Annotated in this window: 23 protein-coding genes; 10 read left to right on the forward strand and 13 right to left on the reverse strand. The window is 72.2% G+C overall.

Annotated features, from left to right (window positions below; translation table 11 throughout):
* Positions 1–121: 121 nt before the first annotated feature.
* Together LNK82_RS07035 and LNK82_RS07040 are read right to left on the reverse strand one after the other, a co-directional pair.
* Complete coding sequence (locus LNK82_RS07035; protein ID WP_230566106.1) at positions 122–790, reverse strand: response regulator; 669 nt, start codon at positions 788–790, stop codon at positions 122–124.
* A complete protein-coding gene (locus LNK82_RS07040; protein WP_230566107.1) occupies positions 787–1920 on the reverse strand; it encodes a sensor histidine kinase in 1134 nt (377 codons plus the stop codon). Before LNK82_RS07040 ends, LNK82_RS07035 begins: the two co-directional genes overlap by 4 nt.
* Positions 1921–1993: 73 nt before the next feature.
* On the opposite strand from LNK82_RS07040, the gene LNK82_RS07045 reads away from it, so the two are divergent.
* Positions 1994–2665, forward strand: coding sequence for a RibD family protein (locus tag LNK82_RS07045; RefSeq protein ID WP_230566108.1), 672 nt, complete (start codon positions 1994–1996; stop codon positions 2663–2665).
* On the opposite strand, the gene LNK82_RS07050 is transcribed toward LNK82_RS07045, so the two are convergent.
* Together LNK82_RS07050 and LNK82_RS07055 are read right to left on the reverse strand one after the other, a co-directional pair.
* Positions 2647–3033 carry a DoxX family protein gene (locus tag LNK82_RS07050; protein WP_230566109.1) on the reverse strand — a complete coding sequence of 129 codons (387 nt, stop codon included), beginning with the start codon at positions 3031–3033 and terminating at the stop codon, positions 2647–2649. The two genes, LNK82_RS07045 and LNK82_RS07050, sit on opposite strands and share 19 nt — an antisense overlap.
* Positions 3026–3781, reverse strand: coding sequence for a CDP-alcohol phosphatidyltransferase family protein (locus LNK82_RS07055; protein WP_230566110.1), 756 nt, complete (start codon positions 3779–3781; stop codon positions 3026–3028). The genes LNK82_RS07050 and LNK82_RS07055 overlap by 8 nt, the downstream gene beginning before the upstream one ends.
* A gap of 200 nt (positions 3782–3981) precedes the next feature.
* On the opposite strand from LNK82_RS07055, the gene LNK82_RS07060 reads away from it, so the two are divergent.
* Positions 3982–4935 (forward strand): zinc-dependent alcohol dehydrogenase, encoded by a 954-nt coding sequence (locus LNK82_RS07060; RefSeq protein ID WP_230566111.1) that lies wholly within the window; start codon positions 3982–3984, stop codon positions 4933–4935.
* A gap of 14 nt (positions 4936–4949) precedes the next feature.
* Positions 4950–5633 (forward strand): creatininase family protein, encoded by a 684-nt coding sequence (locus tag LNK82_RS07065; RefSeq protein ID WP_230566112.1) that lies wholly within the window; start codon positions 4950–4952, stop codon positions 5631–5633.
* Here LNK82_RS07065 and LNK82_RS07070 read toward each other — a convergent pair.
* From LNK82_RS07070 to LNK82_RS07085, 4 genes are all read right to left on the reverse strand, one after another.
* Positions 5562–6494 carry a lysylphosphatidylglycerol synthase transmembrane domain-containing protein gene (locus LNK82_RS07070; protein ID WP_230566113.1) on the reverse strand — a complete coding sequence of 311 codons (933 nt, stop codon included), beginning with the start codon at positions 6492–6494 and terminating at the stop codon, positions 5562–5564. The two genes, LNK82_RS07065 and LNK82_RS07070, sit on opposite strands and share 72 nt — an antisense overlap.
* A gap of 119 nt (positions 6495–6613) precedes the next feature.
* Entirely contained in the window at positions 6614–7393 is a 780-nt protein-coding gene (locus LNK82_RS07075) for a class I SAM-dependent methyltransferase (protein ID WP_230566114.1), read from the reverse strand.
* The gene (locus tag LNK82_RS07080; protein ID WP_230566115.1) at positions 7390–8397 is read right to left on the reverse strand and encodes a glycosyltransferase family 4 protein; all 1008 of its coding nucleotides are present in this window, start codon (positions 8395–8397) and stop codon (positions 7390–7392) included. The genes LNK82_RS07075 and LNK82_RS07080 overlap by 4 nt, the downstream gene beginning before the upstream one ends.
* Positions 8394–8792 (reverse strand): 6-pyruvoyl trahydropterin synthase family protein, encoded by a 399-nt coding sequence (locus tag LNK82_RS07085; RefSeq protein ID WP_230566177.1) that lies wholly within the window; start codon positions 8790–8792, stop codon positions 8394–8396. Before LNK82_RS07085 ends, LNK82_RS07080 begins: the two co-directional genes overlap by 4 nt.
* 95 nt (positions 8793–8887) lie before the next feature.
* Between LNK82_RS07085 and LNK82_RS07090 the strand changes: the two genes are divergently transcribed.
* Positions 8888–9532: a GTP cyclohydrolase II gene (locus LNK82_RS07090; protein WP_230566116.1), complete on the forward strand. Its 645-nt coding sequence runs from the start codon at positions 8888–8890 to the stop codon at positions 9530–9532.
* A gap of 244 nt (positions 9533–9776) precedes the next feature.
* On the opposite strand, the gene LNK82_RS46625 is transcribed toward LNK82_RS07090, so the two are convergent.
* Positions 9777–9911, reverse strand: coding sequence for a hypothetical protein (locus LNK82_RS46625; RefSeq protein WP_268995873.1), 135 nt, complete (start codon positions 9909–9911; stop codon positions 9777–9779).
* Positions 9912–10497: 586 nt separating this feature from the next.
* On the opposite strand from LNK82_RS46625, the gene LNK82_RS07095 reads away from it, so the two are divergent.
* From LNK82_RS07095 to LNK82_RS07120, 6 genes are all read left to right on the forward strand, one after another.
* A complete protein-coding gene (locus LNK82_RS07095; RefSeq protein WP_230566117.1) occupies positions 10498–11223 on the forward strand; it encodes an ABC transporter ATP-binding protein in 726 nt (241 codons plus the stop codon).
* Positions 11220–13685, forward strand: a complete 2466-nt coding sequence (locus LNK82_RS46630) for an ABC transporter permease (protein ID WP_268995874.1) — start codon at positions 11220–11222, stop codon at positions 13683–13685. The genes LNK82_RS07095 and LNK82_RS46630 overlap by 4 nt, the downstream gene beginning before the upstream one ends.
* A 4-nt stretch (positions 13686–13689) precedes the next feature.
* Positions 13690–14925 carry a sensor histidine kinase gene (locus tag LNK82_RS07105; RefSeq protein WP_230566118.1) on the forward strand — a complete coding sequence of 412 codons (1236 nt, stop codon included), beginning with the start codon at positions 13690–13692 and terminating at the stop codon, positions 14923–14925.
* Entirely contained in the window at positions 14913–15557 is a 645-nt protein-coding gene (locus tag LNK82_RS07110) for a response regulator transcription factor (RefSeq protein WP_230566119.1), read from the forward strand. Before LNK82_RS07105 ends, LNK82_RS07110 begins: the two co-directional genes overlap by 13 nt.
* Before the next feature lie 40 nt (positions 15558–15597).
* The gene (locus tag LNK82_RS07115) at positions 15598–16860 is read left to right on the forward strand and encodes a hypothetical protein (RefSeq protein ID WP_230566120.1); all 1263 of its coding nucleotides are present in this window, start codon (positions 15598–15600) and stop codon (positions 16858–16860) included.
* Between the two features lie 400 nt (positions 16861–17260).
* A complete protein-coding gene (locus LNK82_RS07120) occupies positions 17261–18430 on the forward strand; it encodes a hypothetical protein (protein WP_504947122.1) in 1170 nt (389 codons plus the stop codon).
* A gap of 26 nt (positions 18431–18456) precedes the next feature.
* On the opposite strand, the gene LNK82_RS07125 is transcribed toward LNK82_RS07120, so the two are convergent.
* From LNK82_RS07125 to LNK82_RS07140, 4 genes are read right to left on the reverse strand one after another with little or no spacing between them, the layout of a single operon-like run.
* Entirely contained in the window at positions 18457–19473 is a 1017-nt protein-coding gene (locus tag LNK82_RS07125; protein ID WP_230566122.1) for a LacI family DNA-binding transcriptional regulator, read from the reverse strand.
* 7 nt (positions 19474–19480) lie between these two features.
* The gene (locus LNK82_RS07130) at positions 19481–20314 is read right to left on the reverse strand and encodes a carbohydrate ABC transporter permease (protein ID WP_230566123.1); all 834 of its coding nucleotides are present in this window, start codon (positions 20312–20314) and stop codon (positions 19481–19483) included.
* Positions 20311–21240 (reverse strand): carbohydrate ABC transporter permease, encoded by a 930-nt coding sequence (locus LNK82_RS07135; RefSeq protein ID WP_230566124.1) that lies wholly within the window; start codon positions 21238–21240, stop codon positions 20311–20313. The genes LNK82_RS07130 and LNK82_RS07135 overlap by 4 nt, the downstream gene beginning before the upstream one ends.
* A gap of 12 nt (positions 21241–21252) precedes the next feature.
* Positions 21253–22539, reverse strand: coding sequence for an ABC transporter substrate-binding protein (locus LNK82_RS07140; RefSeq protein WP_230566125.1), 1287 nt, complete (start codon positions 22537–22539; stop codon positions 21253–21255).
* Positions 22540–22555: the final 16 nt, after the last annotated feature.

Consider the following 22555-nt stretch of genomic DNA (forward strand, 5'->3'; position numbering starts at 1 on the left):
GTCTGGTGATCGGCGACGTGGCGGACATCGGGAGAAGGGCCGGAGCCGGGCAGTACTCCCGGGCAGGCGCGACTAGTACTTTCGGCCGGCTAGGTCGGGCGGGTCCGGTCGGGCGGCCCGGTCAGGTCGGTCGGGGTCGGCCGGCGAGGCGGTCGGTCTCGTAGGCCCACATGGCGATCTCGACCCGGTTGCGGGCGCCCAGCTTGGTCATCAGGCTCGCGATGTGCGTCTTGACCGTGCTCAGGGTGATGTGCAGCTCGTCGGCGATCTCGCGGTTCGTGCGTCCGCGCGCCACGGTGACGAGGACCTGCTCCTCGCGGTCGGTGAGCGGTTCGAGGGGTTGGGCGGGCGCGGCCGGTTCGGCGGCGGCGAAGGTCTTGAGCAGCCGTGCGGTGATGCTCGGCGCGATGAGCGCGTCGCCCTCGGCGGCGGCGTGGACGGCCTGGGCGAGCAGCGCGGGACCGGCGTCCTTGAGCAGGAAGCCGACGGCGCCCGCCCGCAGCGCCGCGAACACGTACTCGTCCAGGTCGAACGTGGTGATGACGACTACGGCGAGCGGGTCGGCCACGTCCGGTCCGGCCAGGAGCCGGGTGGCCTCGATGCCGTCCAGGCCGGGCATGCGGATGTCGAACAGGCACACGTCCGGGCGCAGGCGTCGCGCGAGCTCCACGGCCCGTCGCCCGTCGCCCGCCGCGCCGACGACCTCGATGCCGGGTTGGGCGTCGAGGATCATCGTGAGCCCGGTGCGGACGATCTCCTGGTCGTCGGCGACCACCACCCGGATGCTCATGCGCCCGTTCCCGTCCGGGGCAGGGTGGCGGTCACGGTCCAGCCCCGGTCGCGGTCGGGACCGGCGGTGCAGGTGCCGCCGAGCAGGTCGACGCGCTCGACCATGCCGATGAGCCCGTACCCCGGCTCGTCGGCCGTGCCCGCGGAGGGGTCGCCGTCGTCGCTCACGCGCAGGTGCACCGACGTGTCGTCGGCGTCGACGCGCACCTCGATGCGGGTGGCGTGCCGGGCGTGCCGCCGCGCGTTGGTGACCGCTTCCTGGGCCAGGCGGTAGACCGCGGCGTCGACCGACGGGTGGACGCCGTCGAGGTCGCCCGCGAGGCCGACCTCGACCGACGGGCCGGTGCGGGTCGACGTCGCGAGCTGCCCGAGGTCGGCGATGCGCGGGCTGGGCGCCAGGTCGACGGGTTCGTCGCGCCGCAGCACGCGGACCATCGCGCGCATCTCGGTGAGGGCGCGCGAGGCCTCGGCCTCGATCAGGCGCAGCGCGTCGGTCGCGGCGTCCGGCTGCGTCACGGCGGTCGCGAGGCCGGCCTGGGCGCGGATCGCGATCGCCGACACGTGGTGGGCGACCGTGTCGTGCAGGTCGCGGGCCAGCCGTTCCCGCTCCACGAGCTTGGCCTGGTCGAGTTCACGCGTCCGCAGGCGGGCCCGGTAGCGCATCGCGACGCCGAGGGCGGTCGCCGTGAACATCACGGTGAGCCCGCCGATCGCGTCGACGGGTGCCAGCCGGCGCAACGCGATGGACACGCACACGCCGCCGAGCACGATCGCCAGGCCGACGACGGCCTCGCGCCCGGAACCCCACCTGACCACCGAGTACACCAGGATCAGCACGAACGCCGTCGTGTAGGGCTCGACGCGCTCGCCCGTGAGGAGCGGGACCAGGCCCGTGGCGGCCATGGCGATGACGAGCACCAGCAGCGGTCGGGTCCGGCGCCACAGCAGCGTGGGCGCCAGTCCGATCACCACGACGGCCCACAGGCCCGGCCACGGCAGGTCCGACCGCAAGGCCATCTCCAGCGCCGCCGCCGGCACGAGCGCGCCCACGAGCGCCCAATCGCGCCACACCCGCCGTGGCGGGTGGTGAGGTCGGGGTTCACCCCACGTCGAGCGGAGGACGGCGTGCACGGGCCGATGGTACGAGAGCCGGGCGCGCGCCGGATCGGCCTGAAGTACGAGAGGACGTCGGTACGGTGGGCTCGTGACCCGTCCGTACGTCCTGCTCAGCGTGGCCGTCAGCGTGGACGGCTACATCGACGACCGCAGCGCGCACCGGTTCCCGCTGTCCAACGCCGAGGACTTCGACCACGTGGACCAGGTGCGCGCGGAGTCCGGCGCGATCATGGTCGGCGCGGCCACGATCCGCTGCGACAACCCGCGCCTGCTGGTCAACGGCGAGCACCGCCGGGCAGCCCGGGTGGCCCGGGGCCACCCCGAGCACCCCGTGAAGGTGACCGTGACCGGCAGCGGCGACCTCGACCCGGCGCTCAAGTTCTGGCACCACGGCGGCGACAAGCTCGTCTACACCACCGATGCCGGCCACCGCCGGGCCGTCGAGGCCGTGGGCGACCTGGCGGAGGTCGTGTCGCTGGGACCGGCGGTCGACTTCGGGGCGTTGCTGGACGACCTCGGCGCACGCGGCGTCGACCGGCTCATGGTCGAGGGCGGCGCCACGATCCACACCGCGTTCCTGTCCGCCGGGCTGGCCGACGAGATCCGGATGGCGGTCGCGCCGATGCTGATCGGGCAGGCCGCCGCGCCGCGGTTCGTCAACCCGGCCGAGTTCCCCGGCGGTCCGGCGCGCCGCTTCCACCTGGCGGAGGTGGGCCGGCTCGGCGACGTCGCCGTGCTGCGCTACTTCCCGAAGGTCTGAAGGACGGTGGCGCGGCGGCCGAACGCCACCACGGCCGCGAGCCCGAGCAGCACCGCGGGCAGCACCGCGCCGTCCGGGTCGCCCAGGATGACCAGCTCCGTGGCGACGGCGCCGGCCATCACGCCGACCAGGCCGGCCGCGGCGAGCCCGCACAGCCTCGGCACGAGCAGGCCGAGCGCGCCGGCGAGCTCCAGCACCCCGGTCACGTACCGCAGCCACTGGCCGAAGCCGATCTTGTCGAACTTGCCGACGAAGTCGTCGCCCAGCAGCGACACACCGCTGTAGACGAAGTACGCGGCCAGCAGCACCTGCAACGCCCAGAGGGCGATGTTCGCGACGCTGATCTTCGTTCGGGCTGCGTCAGCCATGGCTGATTCCTTCCACCGATGCGGGAGCGTTGCGCCACAACCAGGCGATGTCGCGGCCGAACGACCAGACGAGCGAGACCAGCGCGAGCCCGACGAGGACGTCCGCGTGCGGCAGCAGGCCGGACGCGGCGACGACCAGCGCGATCCCCTGCACGGCGGCCACGACCTTGCGCGCTTGGCTCGGCGGCAGCGGTTCCCTCAGCCAGGCCAGGCCCCAGGACGCCACGACGAACGCGTACCGCAGCGCGCCGATCACCATCACCCACGGGCCGAGGGTGAGCGCCACGTGCACGCTCAGCACCAGGATCAGGAAGGCGTCGACCTCCATGTCGAACCGCGCGCCCATCGCCGAGGCCGTGCCCGTGCGACGTGCCACCTGCCCGTCCACGAAGTCCAGCGCCAGGGCGACGGCGGCGGCCACGACGAGCAGCGCCGGCTGGTGACCGCCGTCGGCCACCAGCGCCGTGACGCCGCCGACCAGCAGCCCCCTGACCACCGTGACCCGGTCGGCCGGCCCCAGCGCCCCGCGCGAGGACCGCTGCACCGCACCGCTCAGCAACGCCTGGTTCGCCACCGCGTACGCGATGCCCGCGAGCCACCCGAGCACGCCCAACCCGACCGTGCCCTCCAGCACGGCGAGCAGGACCACTTGGACGCCCGCCCAGGCGACCGGCTCTGTGTTGGATTGCCGCTGCTCCGCAGACGGCGACCCGGTCGCCCGGAAGTCGGCCGCTCGCGCCTGATTCACCGACGATCGAAAAACGTGATCGCCGGCGAACGAGCCGCGAACGACCGACGCGACCTCGGTGTCGGATTGCCGCTGCACCGCAGACAGCGACCCGGTCGCCCGGAAGTCGGCGGTGGACTGCCGCCGCCAGGCAGCGCTGTGGTGAAGTGTCGTCATCGTGCCCCTCGTGGCGGTGGCCCCGTTGTTCGGAGGTTGTACAGGTGACACGCTCTGCGAGGGCCCTCTGGTTCACCTCATCGGGAAAAAGTGAGATCCGCGAGGTGTCCCTGCCCGAGCCCGGGCCCGACGACGTGGTGGTGCGCACGCTGTACTCGGGGATCAGCCGGGGCACGGAGAGCCTGGTCCTGCGCGGTGGGGTGCCGGAGAGCCAGCACGACGTGATGCGGGCGCCGTTCCAGGAGGGCGACTTCCCGTGGCCGGTGAAGTACGGCTACCTCAACGTCGGCGTGGTGGAGCGGGGACCGCTGCTCGGCCGCACGGTGTTCTGCCTCTACCCGCACCAGACGCACTACGTGGTGCCCGCCGACGCCGTGACGCCCGTGCCGGACTCGGTGCCCGCCGCGCGCGCGGTGCTGGCCGGGACGGTGGAGACGGCGGTGAACGCGCTGTGGGACGCCCGGCCGTTGATCGGTGACCGGATCGCGGTCGTCGGCGGCGGGATGGTGGGGTGCGCCGTGGCCGCCGTGCTGGCCCGGTTCCCGGGCGTGCGGCTGCAACTGGTCGACGCCGACCCGGACCGCGCGTCCGTGGCCGCCGCGTTGGGGGTCGACTTCGCGACGCCCGGGGAGGCGGCGGGGAACTGCGACCTGGTCGTGCACGCGAGCGCGTCCGAGGAGGGGCTGGCCCGGTCGTTGGCGCTGCTCGCGCCGGAAGGGCAGGTGGTGGAGCTGAGCTGGTACGGCGACCGGCGGGTGTCGGTGCCGCTCGGCGAGTTCTTCCACTCGCGACGCCTGCGGCTGCGCAGCAGCCAGGTCGGCGTGGTGGCGCGGCCGGACCGCACGTACGCCGAGCGGATGGCGCTGGCGCTGGACCTGCTCGCCGATCCCGCGTTCGACGCGCTGATCACCGGTGAGAGCCGGTTCGACGACCTGCCGTCCGTGCTGGCGGGTGGCGCGCTGCCGCCCCTGTGCCACCGCGTCGACTACCAGCGTTGACTACCGTGCCCGGCATGTACCTGCCTGACACCACCGAAGACGTGCGTGCGCGTGCGGCGACCGTGGCGGTGCTGCCGATCGGCAGCCACGAGCAGCACGGCCCGTACCTGCCGCTGGCCACGGACACGGTGGTCGCCTGCACGATCGCGCGGGCGATCGCCGACGCGCACCCCGTGCAGCTGCTGCCCCCGATCACGATCTCGTGCTCGCAGGAGCACGCCGCGTGGCCGGGCACGGTGAGCATCTCGGCGCGCACGCTGTACGCGGTGGTGCGCGACGTGGCGGACTCGTTGCGGCGGTCGGGCGTGCCGAACCTGGTGCTGGTCAGCGGGCACGGCGGCAACTACGTGCTGTCGAACGTGGTGCAGGAGTCGGAGGGGATGGCGCTGTTCCCCGGCAGCGGCGACTGGGCCGCGGCACGCACCGCCGCCGGGGTCGAGACGTCGTCGCGCGGCGACATGCACGCGGGTGAGCTGGAGACGTCCATCCTCCTGCACGCCCACCCTGAGCTGGTGAGACCCGGGTACGAGACGAGCGACCACCTGGCGGACGACCGGCCGCACATGCTCACGCTGGGGCTCGCGCCGTACACGTCGTCGGGGGTGATCGGGCGGCCGTCGCTGGCGTCAGCCGACAAGGGCCGGGACGTGCTCGCGGCGCTGGTCGAGTCGTTCGGGCCGTACCTGTCGGTGTTCTGACCCGGGTATCGAGGAGAGGACGCCGGGCAGGCTGCCGATCAGCGCCAGCACGCCGTAGACGACACCGGTCGTTACCCCTTGCGCGGCACCCAGGCCGGCCGCCCCGAACGCCACCGCCAGGAACGCCTCGCGCGGCCCGAAGCCGCCGACGTTCAGCGGGACTGCCATCACCAGCAGGGCGAGCACGATCAGCGGGAGCAGGCTGGTGGTCGGCGCTTGCACGCCGGCGGCCTTGGCCGCCACCACGAACAGCGCCACGTGCCCGGCCAGCGTCACCACCGACAGCAGGGCGACCTTGGGCAGGACCTCGCGGTTCACCAGGCCGGTGCGGGCATCGGCCCACGTGGTCCGCGCCGCTCGGCGGACCGTCGGGGAGAGAGTGGTGAGCGCGACGAGGGCGAGGCCGGTCAGCAGGCCCGCGACCGGCAGCTCGACGGGAAGGGACCCGGTGACCAGGACGGTGACGCCGACGGCGACCAGCACCGCCTGTCCGGCGCCGCGCTCGAACACGACCGCCCGGACGCCGCGCCCGACGTCGCCGGCCCGCCGGCCGTGGCTCACGGCCCGGTGGACGTCGCCGAGGACTCCGGCCGGGAGCACGGCGTTGAGGAACAGGCCGCGGTAGTAGTCGGACACGGCGGCGGGGAGGGTGAGCGGCAGGCCGAGGCGGCGGGCGATGAGGCACCACCGCCAGGCGCTGGTCACGGTGGTCAGCAGCCCGATGCCCAACGCGGCGGCGACCGCCCCGCCGTCGACCGCGCGCAGGCCGTCCACGAACGCGTCGGCGCCGAGCCGCCGGCCAAGGGCCACCAGGATGGCGACCGCCGCCGCGAGCCGCAGCCAGGGCCACGCGCGCTTCACCGACGGTCGCCCGACCACCCGTCGACCGGCCGCCGCTGGAGCGCCGGCGGCGCCCACCACGCCAGGCCCAACCACGCCAGGCTCGACCCCGCCGGACCCACCAACCACGCCGGGCCGCGTCATCGGGGTACCGCCAACAGATCCGTGTGGTGCACCACCACGCGGCGGCCGTTGTCCAGCTTGCGCCGCAGGTAGGCGGGCGCGTCGGCGGCCAGCTCCGGTTCCTGCTCCACCGCCGCCTCCACCCAGCCGCGCAGCCACTCCCCCGCCAGCGCGGCCTGCTCGGGCCCGAGCCGCCACGGGCTCGGGCTCGCCGTCACCTCCGCGCCCCGCCGTTCGAACGCCTCCGAGATGGCTGCGACCGCATCCGGCCCCAGCAGCCGACGCCCGTCGACCACCCGCCGCTGGTGCGCGTTGAACGCCGCGGCGAAGTCCCCGTCCAGCGACTCGGCAGGCTCGAACTCCACCCGACCCGCCACCGACAGCGTGAACAGCGCCGGGCACCCCGCGTCGACGCACGCGCCGGCCAGGGCGTCCACCTCGTCGGCGGTCAGCAGGTCCAGCAGCGCCGACGCGGTGACCAGCGACGTCCCGGCGAAGTCCGCACCGGTCAACCCGGTGAGGTCGCCCTCGTGCGTCTCGATCGTCACCCCGCTCACGGTCGCCGCCGCGATGCTGAGCAGCCGGGGGTCGCGGTCGTGCAGCACCCAGTGCTGCGGACCGCCCAACCGGCCGGCGAGCCATCGTCCCAACGATCCCGTTCCACACCCGAGATCACGCACCACGAGGGGGTCCCGGTTCAGATCGATCTTCAGGAGCCGGTCGACCAGGTCCACCGCGCGGGCCTCCGCGTCGGCCTTCTCGCGCAGTGACAGCCATTCCGGTGCGAAGGTGCTCATGGCCGCAGACTAGCCAGCACCTCCGCCAGCCGAACGGCCGTTTCGTCCCATGTGGACAACTCGCGCCGACGTGCCGCCGCACGCCCGCGCAGCTCACGCCGCCACCCGTCATCGGTCAGCCACCGCCGCAGGGCTTCGGAGAACCCCGGCACGTCACCCGCGGGCAGCAGCACGCCGCCGGCGCCGAGCGCGTCCGGCACGGAGCTGGCCACCACCGGCACGCCCCGCGCCAGCGCCTCGGTCACCACCATCCCGTACGTCTCGGCCAACGACGCCAGCACGAACAGGTCCGCGGTCGCGTACGCGCGGTCGAGCGCCGGGCCGCTGAGGGGACCGCGCAGCTCGACCCGCGAACCCAGCCCGTGCCGGTCGACCAGGTCGCGGACCGGCGACCGCACCGGCCCGACGAACGCGCAGCTCCACGGCAGGTCGGCCACCGAAGCCAGCGCGCGCACCAGCACGTCGTGCCCCTTGCGCGGCGTGAGCGAAGCGACGCAGAGCAGCCGGGACACGCCGTCCGTGCCGGTGGCCAAGGGCGCGGGGTCCGTGCCGGGCACGACGACGTGGACCCGGGCCAACCCGTGGTGCGAGGTGAGCCGCCGAGCGGCCGACGGGCTGGTGGCCACGACGGCGTGCGCGGCCCGGAGCACCTGCCGCTCGGCGGTGTCGAGCCGGGCGGCCAGGGTCGGTGACAGGCCCGTCTCGTCGGCCAGCGGCAGGTGCACCAGGACCACCAGCCGCAGCCGATCGGCGTGCGGCACGACGACCTCCGGCACACCGCACGCCACCAGCCCGTCGAGCACGACGACCGAACCGTCCGGGATCCCGCCCAACGCCCGGCTCAACGCCGAGCGGGCGGCCCCCCGGGGCTGAGGCCACGAACCGGGCACCTCGATCTCGCGCACCGAGGGGAGGGCTCGGATCACCCGCCGGTCGTAGACGTTGCCGCCGCTCGGTGACGCCGGGTCGTCCACGCCACCGGGCAGGACGAAGTGGACCGTCACAGCGGGCGTTCGTAGCTCGCCCACGCGACGTGCGACTCGTGCAGCGAGACCTCGATGCCGGACAGCCCCCGCGCGCCCTCGCCGAGCGAACCGGCGTGCACGGCCTCCGCCAGCTTGTCGGCGATGTGCTTGGCCAGGAACTCGGTCGACGTGTTGATCCCGGCGAACTCCGGCACGTCGTCCAGGTTGCGGTAGTTGAACTCACCGAGGACGGCCCGCAGCCGCTCCGTGGCGAGTCCGATGTCGACCACGATGTTGTCGGCGTCGAGCTCCGGCCGCTTGAACCTCGCGTCCACCACGAACGTCGCACCGTGCAGGCGCTGGGCCGGCCCGAAGACCTCGCCGCGGAAGCTGTGGGCGATCATCACGTGATCGCGGACGGTGATGCTGAACAGGGTGACCTCCGCCGAGTGAGCGAGCTACGGTGCAACTACCGGCCGAGCGTAGTGACCTCCTCGCCGGTGTCGGGTTCGGGTGACGAGGGAGCCGGATGCGCGAAGAAGCCTTCAACGACGAGGACCTGGCGGAGTCGGACCTGGTGACGCGGCGCGGCACGTTCCGCGCGGTGGCGTTCCGGGCCGACGGGCACGAGCACATGGCGCTCGTCTACGGCAGGACGGCGCTGCGCGAGAACGTGCTGGTCCGCGTGCACTCCGAGTGCATGACCGGCGACATCTTCGGCGCGATGCGCTGCGAGTGCGGCGACCAGCTCGACGCCGCGCTGGACCGGATCGTGGCCGAGGGCAGCGGCATCCTGATCTACCTGCGCGGTCACGAGGGGCGCGGCATCGGCCTGGTGGCGAAGGTGCGCACGCACGTGCTGCAGGACGAGCAGGGCCTGGACACGCTCGACTCCGCGACCACGCTCGGGCTCCCGGTCGACGTCCGGGACTACTCACCGGCCGCGCGCGTGCTGAAGCACCTGCGCGTCACGTCCGTGCGGTTGATGTCGAACAACCCGGACAAGATCGAGGCGTTGGAGGCCAACGGCATCGAGGTCGCGGCCCGCGTGCCGCACCTGATGCGGCCCAACCCGCACAACATCGGCTACCTGACCGCGAAGCGCGACCGGCTGGGCCACGACCTGCCGCAGGTGGACCGGCCGGCGGGCTACGAATACCCCACGGCTCGGTGAGCCGGACCTCCTGAACTGTGCACGGAGTGTGTGCGGGGCGTTTGGTGACGCGTGCGAGGCTATGCGACGCCGACGCCCCGTGCGTCATTTGCCCGCCGTTCCTCGAAACGGAGAACGGTGCCACGACGCGCATTTCCGGTGAGCCGCGGCTCGCTCGGCGCACACATCCCGCAATTCAGGCAATTCAGGAAGAGAAAAGAACGCATGTGCCGGCAGGCCTCCTATCCGCCAGTGCCGCCGCCGATCAGCCGGCTCCTCGCAACGGCTGGGCACGGCGGGGTTCGTCCTCGGCCTGCCACAGCGCCGGCGCGCTGCGGTAGAGGTCGGCGGCGAGGGCGTGCTCGCCGCGGCGTGCGGCGTCGACCTTGGCCCGGAACACGAGCAGGTCGACCTCGCCGCGGCCCGACGCGCAGGAAGTACTGGCCGTCGATGTGGTCGATCCGCAGGCCGGGCAGCCGTTCGCGCAGCCGTGACACGTAGGTGTGCAGGTTGGAGAGATAAGACTCGGGCGGGTCACCGTCCCGTATCGCGTCGACCATCCGATCCGGACACGTTATCGCGAGTTCACCTCGCGGATCAGGGGCTGGGGAATTTGAAGCGTCCTCGCCGGACGGGCAGATCAGCAGGATGACCCTGGTGGGAAGTTATGCGCCGGGTCCGTTGTTGGTCGGGTTTCGTGTCATCCCACCGACCTCCCTACGGGCTACCACACGTATCAAGGGGGCGGTCATCAGTGGACGCCGACAGGTATCGGTGAACGGCCCCCTTGACACGCGCGGTAGGGCGGAGCCAGGTCGGCGGGATGACACGAAGCCCTTCTGTTGGGAGGGCGGAGGTGGCAGTGGGGGGGGGGGGAGGGGGGTGTGGGGGCGGGTGCGGGGAGGGCGGGGGTAGGGGTGGCCATACCGTGGAGATCCGAGGTTGCACGGTGGGGTTTGGAGGGCGGCGGCGGCAGGGTTTGCGGCATGGATCTGGTGCGGGATGTTGTGTCGTTGACCGATGTGACGAAGGTGTACTCGGGGCGCGTTCGGGCGCTTGACGGGGTTTCCGTCGGGTTTGGTCGGGGGTCGTTCACGGCGGTCATGGGGCCGTCCGGGTCGGGGAAGTCGACGTTGCTGCACTGCGCGGCCGGGTTGGACTTGCCGGACGGTGGGCGCGTGGTGCTGGCGGGGCAGGATGTCGGCGCGTTGCGGGAGCCCAGGTTGACGGCGGTGCGGAGGCGGCACGTCGGGTTCGTGTTCCAGTCGTTCAACCTGGTGGACGCGTTGTCGGTGTGGGACAACGTGTTGTTGCCGCAGAGGTTCGCGGGGAGGCGGCCGGACAAGGCTTGGGCCCGGGAGGTGTTGGAGAAGGTCGGGCTCGGTGGGCGCGAGAGGTCACGGCCTGGGGAGTTGTCCGGTGGGCAGCAGCAGCGGGTGGCGTTGGCGCGGGCGTTGGCGGGGCGGCCCGAGGTGATCTTCGGTGATGAGCCGACGGGGGCTTTGGACTTGGCGACGGGGCGTGAGGTGCTCGGGTTGTTGCGGGGTTTCGTCGACTCTTCCTCGGCGACGGTGGTGATGGTGACGCACGACCCGGCTGCGGCGGCGTGGGCGGATCGGGTGGTGTTCTTGGCGGACGGCAGGCTCGCGGGTGAGTTGGTCCGGCCGACGGCGGAGCGGGTTGCGGCTCGGATGACGGAGCTGACCCGATGATGCTGAAGCTGGCGGCGACGAGCGTGCGGCGGCGGGTGGGGGCGTTCGTCGGGACGTTCCTGACGGCGTTCCTGGCGGTCGCGTTGATCTCGGGCAGTGGGCTGTTGCTGTACTCGGTGTTGACGGCGGGGCCCGGTGGGGATCGGTTCGCCGGGGTGGACGTGGTGGTGGCGGCGGAGCGGTCGGTCGAGTTGACGACGGAGGTGGACAAGGGTGACGAGCTCAAGGTGAAGACCAAGACCGAGCGGCTGACCGGTGCGGGGGTGTTGTCCGGGGAGTTGGTGAGGTCGGTGGCCGCTACGCCCGGTGTTGGAGAAGTGGTGGCGGATGTGGCGTTTCCGGTGGCGTTGGACGTCGGAGGCGTTGCGGTGCGGGCGCCCGAGCGGGCGGCGGTGGTGGCGCACGGGTGGGTTTCGGCGGCATTGACGCCTTACGTGTTGCGGGAGGGGGTTCAGCCTGCGGACGGTGAGGTGGTGGTGGGGTCGGAGTTGGGGTTGGTGGTGGGGCAGACCGTGCGGCTGACGACGCGGACGGGTGCGCGGGACGTGCGGGTGGCGGGTTTGGTGACCGGTGGTGTGCCGGGGCAGGCGGCGGTGTTCGTGGCCGACGGGCAGGTGGCCGAGTGGTCCGGGTTGGGTGGGCCCACGGCGGTCGCGGTGCGGTTGGCCGAGGGGGCGGAGTTGAGTGGTGTCGTTGCCGCGTTGGAGGAACTTGGGGTTGGGGTGTTCAGCGGGGCTGGGAAGGTGAACGGTGACCTGCCTGGCGCGGTGCCCGATTACGTCGGGGCGATCTCGATCTTCGGGTTCGTGTTGGGCATCACGGGGTTCGCGGCGGTGTTCGTGCTGACCGGGACGGTGTCGTTGGCGGTGCGGCAGCGGTTGCGGGAGTTGGCGTTGTTGCGGACGGCCGGTGCGACGCCGCGGCAGTTGAGGCGTCTGTTGCGCTTGGAGGTCGCGTTGGTCACCGTGGTGGCGACGGTGCCGGCGTTGCCGGTCGGTGTGGTGGTGGCGCGGGTGGTGGCCGGTCGGTTCCGCGAGTTGGGTGCGGTGCCGGCGCAGTTCGCGGTGGCGGTCAACGTGGTGGTGCTGATCGCGGCGGCGGTGGTCGGGTTGGTGGTGACGCTGGGAGCGACGTCGGTGGCCGCGCGGCGGGCGGTGCGGATCGCGCCGACGCAGGCGTTGCGCGAGACGGTGACGGCCGGTGGTGGCAGTCCGGTGCCGAGGGTGGTGGCGGCGGTCGTGCTGGCGTTGGGTGCGGTGGCGGTGTTGGTCCTGGTGCCGTTGGGTGGTCCGTTGGGCATGGGCATGGGGTTCGTGTCGTGTGCGCTGCTGTTGTGCGCGGTGGCCGCGTCGGGGCCGGTGGTGGTCGGTGGGGTCACGGCGGTGGTGTCGCGGGCCGTCGGGTTGGCGGGTGTGGTCGGTCGGGTGGCCGGCGCGATGACGCGGGCCGAGGGGCGGCGGGTGGTGGGGGTGGCGATCCCGTTGACGCTGATGTTCGCGATCAACGCGACGATGCTGATCAACGGCGATGTGCTCGGTGTGGTGACGGCTGAGCAGGAGGCGGCGCGCACGGCGCCGGCGACCGTGCGGGTCATGGCGACGAACGCGCCCGGGTTGCCGATGGCGACCGCGGAGCAGGTGGCGGCGTTGCCGGCGGTGACGGGGTCGGCGCTCACCGTCGGCACGAGGGTGGTGGTGGATCAGGAGGGCAAGCCGGAGGACTACCCGGCGCAAGGGTTGCGGTTGGCCGGTGAGTCCGCGTTGGACCTGGGGGTGGTCGAGGGCGAGTTGAGGCTTTCGGCCGATTCGGTGGCGGTCAGTGGGCCGTTGGCCGAGCAGCGGGGGTGGACGGTTGGTGATCGGCCGTCGTTCTGGTTGGCGGACGGCACGCGGGTGGCGTTGGTGGTGGTGGCGGTGTTCTCGAACTGGCGCGGGTTCGGTGACCTGGTGCTGGACGCGGAATTGGTGGCGGCGCACGATCCGCGCGGGCTGGTCGGGGCGGTCTACCTGCGTGGCGAGCCGGATCTGGCCGGGTTCCCGGTGGCGGTCGGTGCGGGTGGTCTCGCGGAGGTGCAGAACCAGCAGGCGGCGTGGGAGTTGATGGTGGCCGTGTCGTCGGGGTTCACCGCGATCGCGGTGGTCAACACGTTCGCCGTCGCCACCGGGGCGCGGCGGCGGGAGTTCGGCGAGTTGCGGTTGGCCGGCGCCACCTCGCGGCAGCTGCACCGGTTGCTCGACTGGGAGGCGTTGATCACGGTGGTGGTCGCGTTGGTGCTCGGCTGCGTGATCAGCGGGGTGGTGGTCGGCGCGTTCAGCGTGGCGCAGGACGGGCGGTGGCGGTTGTTCGCCGATCCCGTGCGGTACTTCGGGATGGTGGCGGGTGTCGGGGTGCTCGGCCTGGTGGCCGCTGCGGTGCCCGCACGTCTGGTGGTCCGGCTGCGCGCCCTGCCTCAGCTAGGTTGACCAGGTGTTTTCGCGAGCGGCCAGAGGACTGGCGCACCTGGCGACCGGGCTGGTGATCGGGCCCGCGTCGTTCGTCTGGGCGGTGGTCACGACGGTGGCCGGCGGTCTGCTGTCGTTCACGTACCTGGGGCCGCCGGTGTTCCTGGTGGCGACGTGGGTGAGCCGGCGGATCGCGCGGCTGGAGCGGTGGCGGGCCGGGTGGGTGCTGGGGAGGGCGATCGGCGACCCGTACGGGCCCGTGACCGGCGGGAACCCGTGGACGCGCGGGCGTTCGGTGCTCCGCGAGCCGGGGACGTGGCGTGACCTGGCGTGGCTGCTGGCGGGGTTCCCGGTGGGCCTGGTGACCGGGGTGGTCGGCGTGGTCGCCGGGGTGGTCTGGCTGGGCACGGTGCTCGCGCCGCTGTGGCTGTGGGCCGTGCCGAACCCCCACCTGTACCCGGTCGCGGATTGGCTGTTCAACACCGTCGGCGGGCGGTTCGTGCTGACCTCGGTGGCGCTGGTGGCGGCGTGGCCGGTGTGGTGGCTGGTCGCGGCGGTGTCACGGGTGCAGGCGTCCGTGGCGGCGCGGTTGCTGGAGGCCGGACCGCGGGCGCGGTTGCGGCAGCAGGTCAGCGCGTTGCGGGCGACGCGGTTGCGGGTGGTGGACGCGCAGGCCGCCGAGTTGCAGCGGATCGAACGGGACCTGCACGACGGCGCGCAGGCCCGGATCGTGGCGGCGGGCATGACGCTGGCGTTGGCGGATCGGAAGCTGCGCGCGTCCGGGTTGGCGGAGGACCCGGCGCGGGCGGACGTGGTGAGCGCGCGGCGGCAGTTGGACGAGGCGCTCGCCGAGTTGCGGCGGCTCGTGCGCGGGATCTACCCGCCGATCCTGACCGACCGGGGGCTGGTGGCGGCGTTGACGGCGTTGGCCGGTGACGCGCCGTTGGCGGTCGTGGTGGACGCGTCGGAGTTGGGCGAGCTGCCGGCGGCGGTGGAGTCGGCGGCGTACTTCGTGGTCGCGGAGGCGTTGGCGAACGCGGTGAAGCACGCGGACGCGGACGAGTGCGTGATCACGCTGACGCGGTCGGACGGGGTGCTGGCGCTGGTCGTGCGGGACGACGGGTGCGGGGGCGCCGATTCCTCCGGCTCCGGTTTGGACGGGTTGCGGCGTCGGGTCGAGGCGTTGGACGGCACGATGGAGGTCACCAGTCCACCCGGTGGGCCCACCACCGTCCTCGCGGAGTTCCCATGCGCATCGTGATCGCCGAAGACCTGCTGCTGCTCCGCGACGGCCTGGTGCGGATGCTGACCGACACCGGGCACACCGTGGTCGCGGCCGTGGACAACGCGCCGGACCTGGAACGGGCCGTGCTCGAACACCGGCCGGATCTGTCCATTGTGGACGTCAGGTTGCCGCCGGGTTTCCGGGACGAAGGGCTGCGCGCCGCGTTGTCCGTGCGCAGGCAGGACCCGAAGGCACCGATCCTGATCCTGTCGCAGTACGTCGAGCGCACGTACGCGACCGAGCTGCTGGCCGACGGCAACGGCGCGATCGGCTACCTGCTCAAGGACCGCGTGACGGCGTTGGACGAGTTCCTGGACGCGCTGGACCGGGTGGCCGCCGGCGGCACCGCGATGGACCCGGAGGTGATCCGCCAGCTGTTCGCCCGCAACACCCGTGACCAGCGGATCACCGCCTTGACCGCGCGTGAGCGGGAGGTCCTGGCGCTGGTGGCGCAGGGGCTGTCCAACTCGGCCATCTGCACCGAGCTCGTGCTCGCGCCGCCGTCGGTGGAGAAGCACATCGGCAACATCCTGACCAAGCTGGACCTGCCGCCCGCGGACAACACCCACCGTCGCGTCCGGGCGGTGCTGGAGTACCTGAACCAGTGAGCGTCGTGCCCGGTCGGGTGTCACCCCCTAGGGTCGGCGGGTGCCTATCGCATTCGACACGACCGGCTTCCAGCAGCACGACCAGACCACCTGGGTGAACCCCGCGAATGGCGACCAGGTCAGCCTCACGTACTTCGACCTGGCGCCCGACCTGCCCGCGTCGTTGGACGAGATGCCAAAGCTGCGGCACGACCTGGCCGTGACCACCGGCGTCGTCGGCTGCCTGATCGAGGCGCACCACGTGCGGCTCGGTGACGTGCCCGCGTTGTTCCAGGTGGTGAAGGTGCCGCTGCCGGACCAGCCGTCGGGCCAGGTGTTCATCGGCTCGTTCACCGTGCCCAGGGCCGGCAGCAGCGCCGTGCTGAAGCTCCAGGCGGCGGAGCGGGGGACGACCGGGGTGCGCGAGGCGGTGCTGGTGGCGCAGCTCGGGTTCGACGGCTGGGTGATGCCGCACCCGTACGCGCCCGAGGTGGAGGGGCGGTTGCCGTTCCACAAGGGCGACGACCCGCGTTACGACGCGCAGTTCGCCGACCACCCGTTGACGCGTGTGCGGAGGTGGGCGCACCACGTCATCCGCACCGCGCGCGTCGACCCGGCGTTCGCCGCGCTCGCGCCGTTCCAGCCCGGTGCCGCTCCGGTTCCGGCTCCCGGCCCGGAGGTCGGTTCGACGGTGACGATGGTCGTGCCCGGTCTGCCGATCGGCGGTTACCTGCCGTTGTGGATCGACGACGAGTGCACGTTCTGGCGGATGGCGGAGCCGGAGGCGGTGCTGGAGAAGCTGGCCCTCGGCGCACTGGCGCGCACGCCGTTGACCGACCGGCGGTTCCGCGACCTGGTGGCGCTGGACGAGGCGTCGGGCACGATCATGCTGCTCGACCGGTACCGCTCCGAGGACGGTGGGATCGCCGGCGGCGTGGTGGGGCTGACCAGGGTGACCGGGCTGGAGGCGCACGAGGCGTTGACCACCGACACGCTGCTGGAGGCGTTCCGCTGGATCGGCCGGGTGAGCGGGGCGGCGGCGGAGCGGGGCGAGTACGTCACCGTGGAGCCGGGCAGGCACACGGCGGACCTGACCGAGCCGTACGTGCTGCTGGCCGTGCAGGAGCAGGAGGGCCACCCGGTCTCGATCGCCCGGACCGCGCCCACCCCACCCCCGGGCACGCCGATGTGGCTCGGCCAGGCCTCCCTCGACGTGCCGGCGACGCGTGAGTCGGTCGAGTCGGGCGGCCTCCTGGCCATGTACGCGATGAACACGTGGGGCGAACACCCCCTCCACCTCTGCCTGACCTTCACCCCCCACTAACCGAGAGTCCTACGTCCAGAGCTCGAGAGTCCTACGTTCACGCACCCCGAATTCAACGCTCACGGCCAGCGGCACGTCGGCTGAGCGTTGAATTCAGGTGTCGTGGGTGTAGGACTCTCGCCGCTTGGACGTAGGACTCTCGCGGGACGCGCGTTTGGGGGTGGTGGGGGTGGCGTGAGACGCTGGGGGGACACAGCCCGCATCCGGGCTGCTCGCCCACGGCTCACGTTTCCGGTTTCCCGAGTATCGACGGGGCCGACAGTGGACGCCGCCTCGCGCGCACGGCACGTCTTCACCGCTCTCGCTCCGCCTTACGGCATGACGTCCACACCACCGTGTTGGCCGTGCGTGGCCGTCCCGACTCACCCCCACGGAGCACGTCATCAGCATCTCCACACCGCTGCCGCCGGCAGTCGGCGCGCCTCGCGCGCTCACCGATGTCTACGGCCCCGGCGTCGCCGTCTGCGCACGTCCGGCCATGACCGCCGCCAACCGGCACCGCAGCACCGTCGACGCGCTCTCCGCCCGCCCGATCGCGGTCGCCGGCGACGCGCCGGTGATCTGCAGCGCGGGCGGCACGGACCCGGAGCTGCTGGCGCGCCTGCGCGACGGCGGGCTGCCGGTCGGGGACGACCTGCGCGACTTCCGCGACGAAGCCGGGTTCGCCGCCCGCGTCACCGAGGCGATGGCCGACGGCCTGCTGATCTCGATGGAGTACCCGCACCCCACCGCGCGGTACCCCGACGAACGCGTGGTCAAGACCGGTCACCTCGTCGGCTACCTGAACAACAAGGCCACCATCAGCACGTTCGTCGCACCGCGCTTCCACGCCCGCCGCAGCCTCGTCACTCGCGCGGACCTCGCCGAAGCGGCGCCGGCGGAGAAGTCCTGGGTCCTCAAGGCCGCCACGAACGACGCGCACGGCGGCAGCCTCGACGTCTACCTGCACGAGGCGGGCGAACGGGTCGAGTTCCCGGCGTTCACCGACCTGCTCGGCGAGTTCGTGATCGAGGAGTACCTCACCCTCGCGCGCAACTGGGGCATCCAGCTCTACGTCGGCCCGGACGCCGTCGCCCGCCTGCTCGCCGTCACCGAACAGCGCGTCGACGACACCGGCGTCTACGTCGGCGGCCGGTTCGGCCTGGTCAGGCAGCCGCCGGCCGACCTGCTCGCGGAGTGCCTCGCGATCACCCAGCGCGCCGCCGACGTCGGCTACCGCGGCCTGTGCAGCCTGGACTGCGCCGAGACCCTCGACGGCCGGCTGGTCGTGCTCGACCTGAACTTCCGGATCACCAGCGGCTCGATCCCGCTGCTCGCCCTGCAGTCGGTCCGGCCCGACGCCCTCGACGGGTACGCCGAGTCGGTCAAGCTCACCGCGGCCGCACCACTGGCCGCACTGCTCGCCCACGTCCGACCGGCGCTGAACGCGGGCGGCGTGCTCATCACCTCCGGCCACGACACCACCCGCACCGACGACCCGGCGGTGCTCAGCACCCTCCAACTGCTGGTCTTCGGCGACGACCCGGACGACGTCACCGCCCGTCGCAGCGCGCTGGAGTCGACCCGCTAGGAACCACGGCACACCTGGCGCGATCGTCAGGTCGAGGAGCGGACGACCAGTTCGGTCGGCAGGATGGAAGCGGCCGGTGGTTCGCCTTGGATCTGTTCCAGCAGCAGGCGCACCATCTCGCGGGTGATGCGCTGGAACGGCTGCCGCACCGTCGTCAGCGCGGGGCGGGTGGAGGTGGCGATGCTGGAGTCGTCGAAACCGCCCACGGCGACGTCGTCGGGCACGCGGCGGCCGGAGTCGTGCAGCACGTTCAGCGCACCCGCCGCCATCAGGTCGGACGCGACGAACACCGCGTCCAGGTCCGGCGCACGCGAGAGCAGCTCGGCCATCGCCGCCTCACCACCGGCACGGCTGTAGTCGCCGTGCGCGATCAGGTTCGAGGTGGCCTCCGCACCCAGCACGTCGCGGTAGCCGGCGAGCCGCTCGACGCCGCCGGGAGTGTCCGGCGGCCCGGTGATGGTGGCGATCCGCCGCCGCCCGCGCGAGCGGAGGTGCTCCACCATCTGGCGCGCCCCCGAACGGTCGTCCGCCGCGGCGTAGGCGACCTGTCCCTCGTGCCCGATCGGCTTGCCGCAGGCCACGACGGGGATGCCCGAGTCGCGCAGCTCCTCCAGCAGCGGGTTGCCGGTGTGCGACGACACCAGCAGCACGCCGTCCACGTGACCCGCGGCGATGAACCGGCTGGTCCGCTTGCGCTCCACCTCGGTGCTGGCGGTCATCAACAACACCGGCACGTCGAGTTCGGCGAGCTCCTGCGTGCAGCCCTGGAGCAGGATGCTGAAGTTCGGGTCCTCGAACAGCCGCTGCTGCGGTTCGGTGAGCACGAACGCCACCGAGTGCGCCCGCTGCGTGACGAGGCTGCGCGCGGCCGGGTTGGCGACGTACCCGGTGGTCCGCACGGCCTTCAGCACGGCCTCCAACGCCGCCGGGCTGACGTTGCGCCCGCCGTTGAGCGCGCGCGACACCGTGCCGCGCGACACGCCGGCGGCGGCGGCCACGTCGTGGATGGTCGGCCGGTTGCGCGGCGCCCTGTTCCCGCTCATGACTCCCTCATGCTTTCACCGCTCCGGAGAGCAAGTCGATGCGCCAGTATCGCTGCAAGGTGAGGAACAGCGCGATCAGAGGCACCACCGACACCAGCGAACCGGTGACGACCAGGGTGTACAGCGCGGGCGTGGTGTTGCCCTGCTTGAGCATCGTGTAGAGCCCCAGCGTGACCGGGAACTTCCCGTCGTCGCCGAGCATGATGTAGGGCAGCATGAAGTTGTTCCAGATCGACACGAACTGGAACAGGAACACCGTGACCAGGCCCGGGACCATCATCGGCAACGCGATCGAGCCCAGGATCCGCACCTCGCCCGCGCCGTCCGTGCGGGCCGCCTCCACCACGTCCTCCGGCACGGACGCGGCGGCGTAGATCCGCGCCAGGTAGATGCCGTACGGGCTGATCACGCTCGGCAGCAGCACGGACAGGTACGTGTCGGTCAGGCCGACCTTCGACATCAGCAGGTACTGCGGGATGGCCAGCACCACGGCGGGCACCAGCACGCCCGCGATCAGCGCGTTGAAGATCAACGCCCGACCCCGGAACGCGTACTTGGCCAGCGCGTACCCCGTGACGCCGGACAGCACCGCGGACAGCAGCGCGCCCACGCCCGCGTACAGGGCGGAGTTCGCCATCCACTGCCAGAACACGCCGCCGCGGTAGGAGCCGAGCTCGCCCAGGTTCGACATCAGGGACGACCCGACCGACAAGGTCGTCGTGGAGAACAGCTCGCCGGTGCTCTTCGTCGCGGCGATCAGCACCCACGCCACCGGGAACAGGCAGTACGCCGCACCCACCAGCAGCACGAACGTCGGCAACCCGCCCAAGCGCGCCCTCACCGCTCACCCCCGAACGCCCGCGACCGCGTCACCCGCAGCAGCACGAACGAGATCACGAACATCGCCACGGCGATCAGCACCGACGTCGCGGCGGCGGAGTAGATGTCACCGCGGCCGAACGCGTCCTGGTAGACCTTCATCAACGGCGTCCAGGTGAGCGAGAGCGAGTTGGTCAACGGCGCCAGCGTGGTCGGCTCGGCGAACACCTGCAGCGTCGCGATGATCGAGAACAACGACGTCAGCACCAGCGCCGGCGCGAGCAGCGGGATCTTGATCCGCACGGCGACCTGCCACGGCGTGCAGCCGTCGATGCGGGCCGCCTCGTACAGGTCGTGCGGGATCGAGCGCAACGCGGTGTAGAGGACGACCATGTTGTAGCCGACACCGCCCCACACCGCGATGTTTGCCACCGCGAAGTAGATGGCGGTCGGCGACAGCAGGTCCACCTCGGGCAGCGACAGCGCGCGCAGCGCCTGGTTGAACGGGCTGGTGCCCGGCAGGTACAGGAACCCCCACAGCAGCGACGCGATCACGACGGGGACGGCGTACGGCAGGAAGATCGCGATCCGGCTGAACCCGCGGGCCCGCACCCGGTCCTCGTCCAGCAGCAGCGCGAACACCAGGGCCAACCCCAGCATCGTCGGCACCAGGATCGCGCCGTAGCCGAGCACCCGCAGCGCGCCCGCGCCGAGTTCGGCGTCGGTGAGCGCGCGCACGTAGTTGTCCAGGCCGACGAAGACCTCGGTCCGGCTGCCCCTGCCCAGCCCCAGCCCCTTGACCTCGGTGCGGAACAGGCTCAGGTAGACGGTGTAGGCGATCGGCAGCGCGAACACCAGCAGGAACAACACCACCGCGGGCGCGACGAAGGCGTACGGCGCCACTCTCGGCGCCGTACCACCCCGCCCGGACACGCGTGTCGTCGTCACGGGCGCACCCTCCTAGTTGCCGACGGTGAAGCCGTTGGCCTTCATGTCGTCCACGGTGGCGCTCTGCATCTTCGCCAACGACGGCACCAGGTCCGCGCCGCCGCTGATCGCCTCTGCCATCGCGTTGCGGTACGTGGTGTAGGTGACGTTGACGTTCGGGCCCCACGTGAAGCCGGACGACGTGGCGGCGATCTTCGCGGCCGTGGTGTAGAAGTCCGGCTGGTTCGGGAAGAACGCCGGCGGGTTGGTCAGGGCCTCCTGCGCCGAGGTGGCCGCCGGGTAGATGCCGCTCTGGGTGACCAGCGCCGCGACGGCGGTCGGGTCGGTGTTCAGCCACACCGCGAACTCGGTGGCCGCCTTCTGGTGCTTCGACCCCGCGGTCACCGCCGTGGTCGAGCCGCCCCAGTTGCCGGTGCGCGGCTTCGACGCGTCCCACTGCGGCATGGGGGCCATCGCCCACTTGCCCGCCGTGCTCTCCGCGTTGCCCTTGAGCACGCCCGGCGCCCACACCGCGCTCAGCCAGCCGATCTGCACGCCGTCGTTGAGCGCCTTGTTCCACTCCGGCGTGTACATCGGGGACTTGTCGACCGCGCCCTCCGCCACCAGGCCGCTCCAGTACTGCGCGACCTTCTTCGTCGCGGCGTCGTCCACGGAGACCTTCCACGTGTCGCCGTCGACCGACCACCACGACGCGCCCGCCTGCTGCGCGAGGCCCGCGAACCAGCCCGGGTCGTTGGAGGAGAACGTGCCGAGGAACTTGTCGGGCGCCTTGGCCCGCAGGTCACGGGCGGTCCGCGCGTACTCGTCCCACGTCGTCGGCACCTCGAGCCCGTACTGCTCGAACAGGTCGGCGCGGTAGTAGAACATCATCGGCCCGGAGTCCTGCGGCACGGCGTAGACACCGGCGCCGCCCAGCGTCACCTGGTCCCACACACCGGGTGCGAACTTGTCCTTGGCCACCGCCGCGCCCTCGGCGATGTCCGCCACCACGTCGTTGCTGACCAGGGTCGGCAGCGACTGGAACTCCACCTGCGCGAGGTCAGGCGGGTTGCCGCCCTTGGCCGCGGTGAGGAGCTTGGTCACCAGCTCGTCGCCCTGGGCCTGCTTGCTCACCACCACCTTGGTGTCGGGGTGGGCGGCGTTCCACTTGTCGACCACCTTGTCGATGTCGGGCGCCCAAGCCCAGAAGGACAGTTCGACGGGGCCGTCGGCGGCCTCCTCGGCGCCACCGCCGCAGCCGGCGAGCAGGGTGAGGCCGAGTCCGAGTGCCAGGGCCTTCTTCGCGATGTCGAGTCGCATGAGGTCTCCGGGGGTT

It is taken from the genome of Saccharothrix luteola (assembly GCF_020859565.1).
Taxonomy (GTDB): Bacteria; Actinomycetota; Actinomycetes; order Mycobacteriales; family Pseudonocardiaceae; genus Actinosynnema; species Actinosynnema luteola.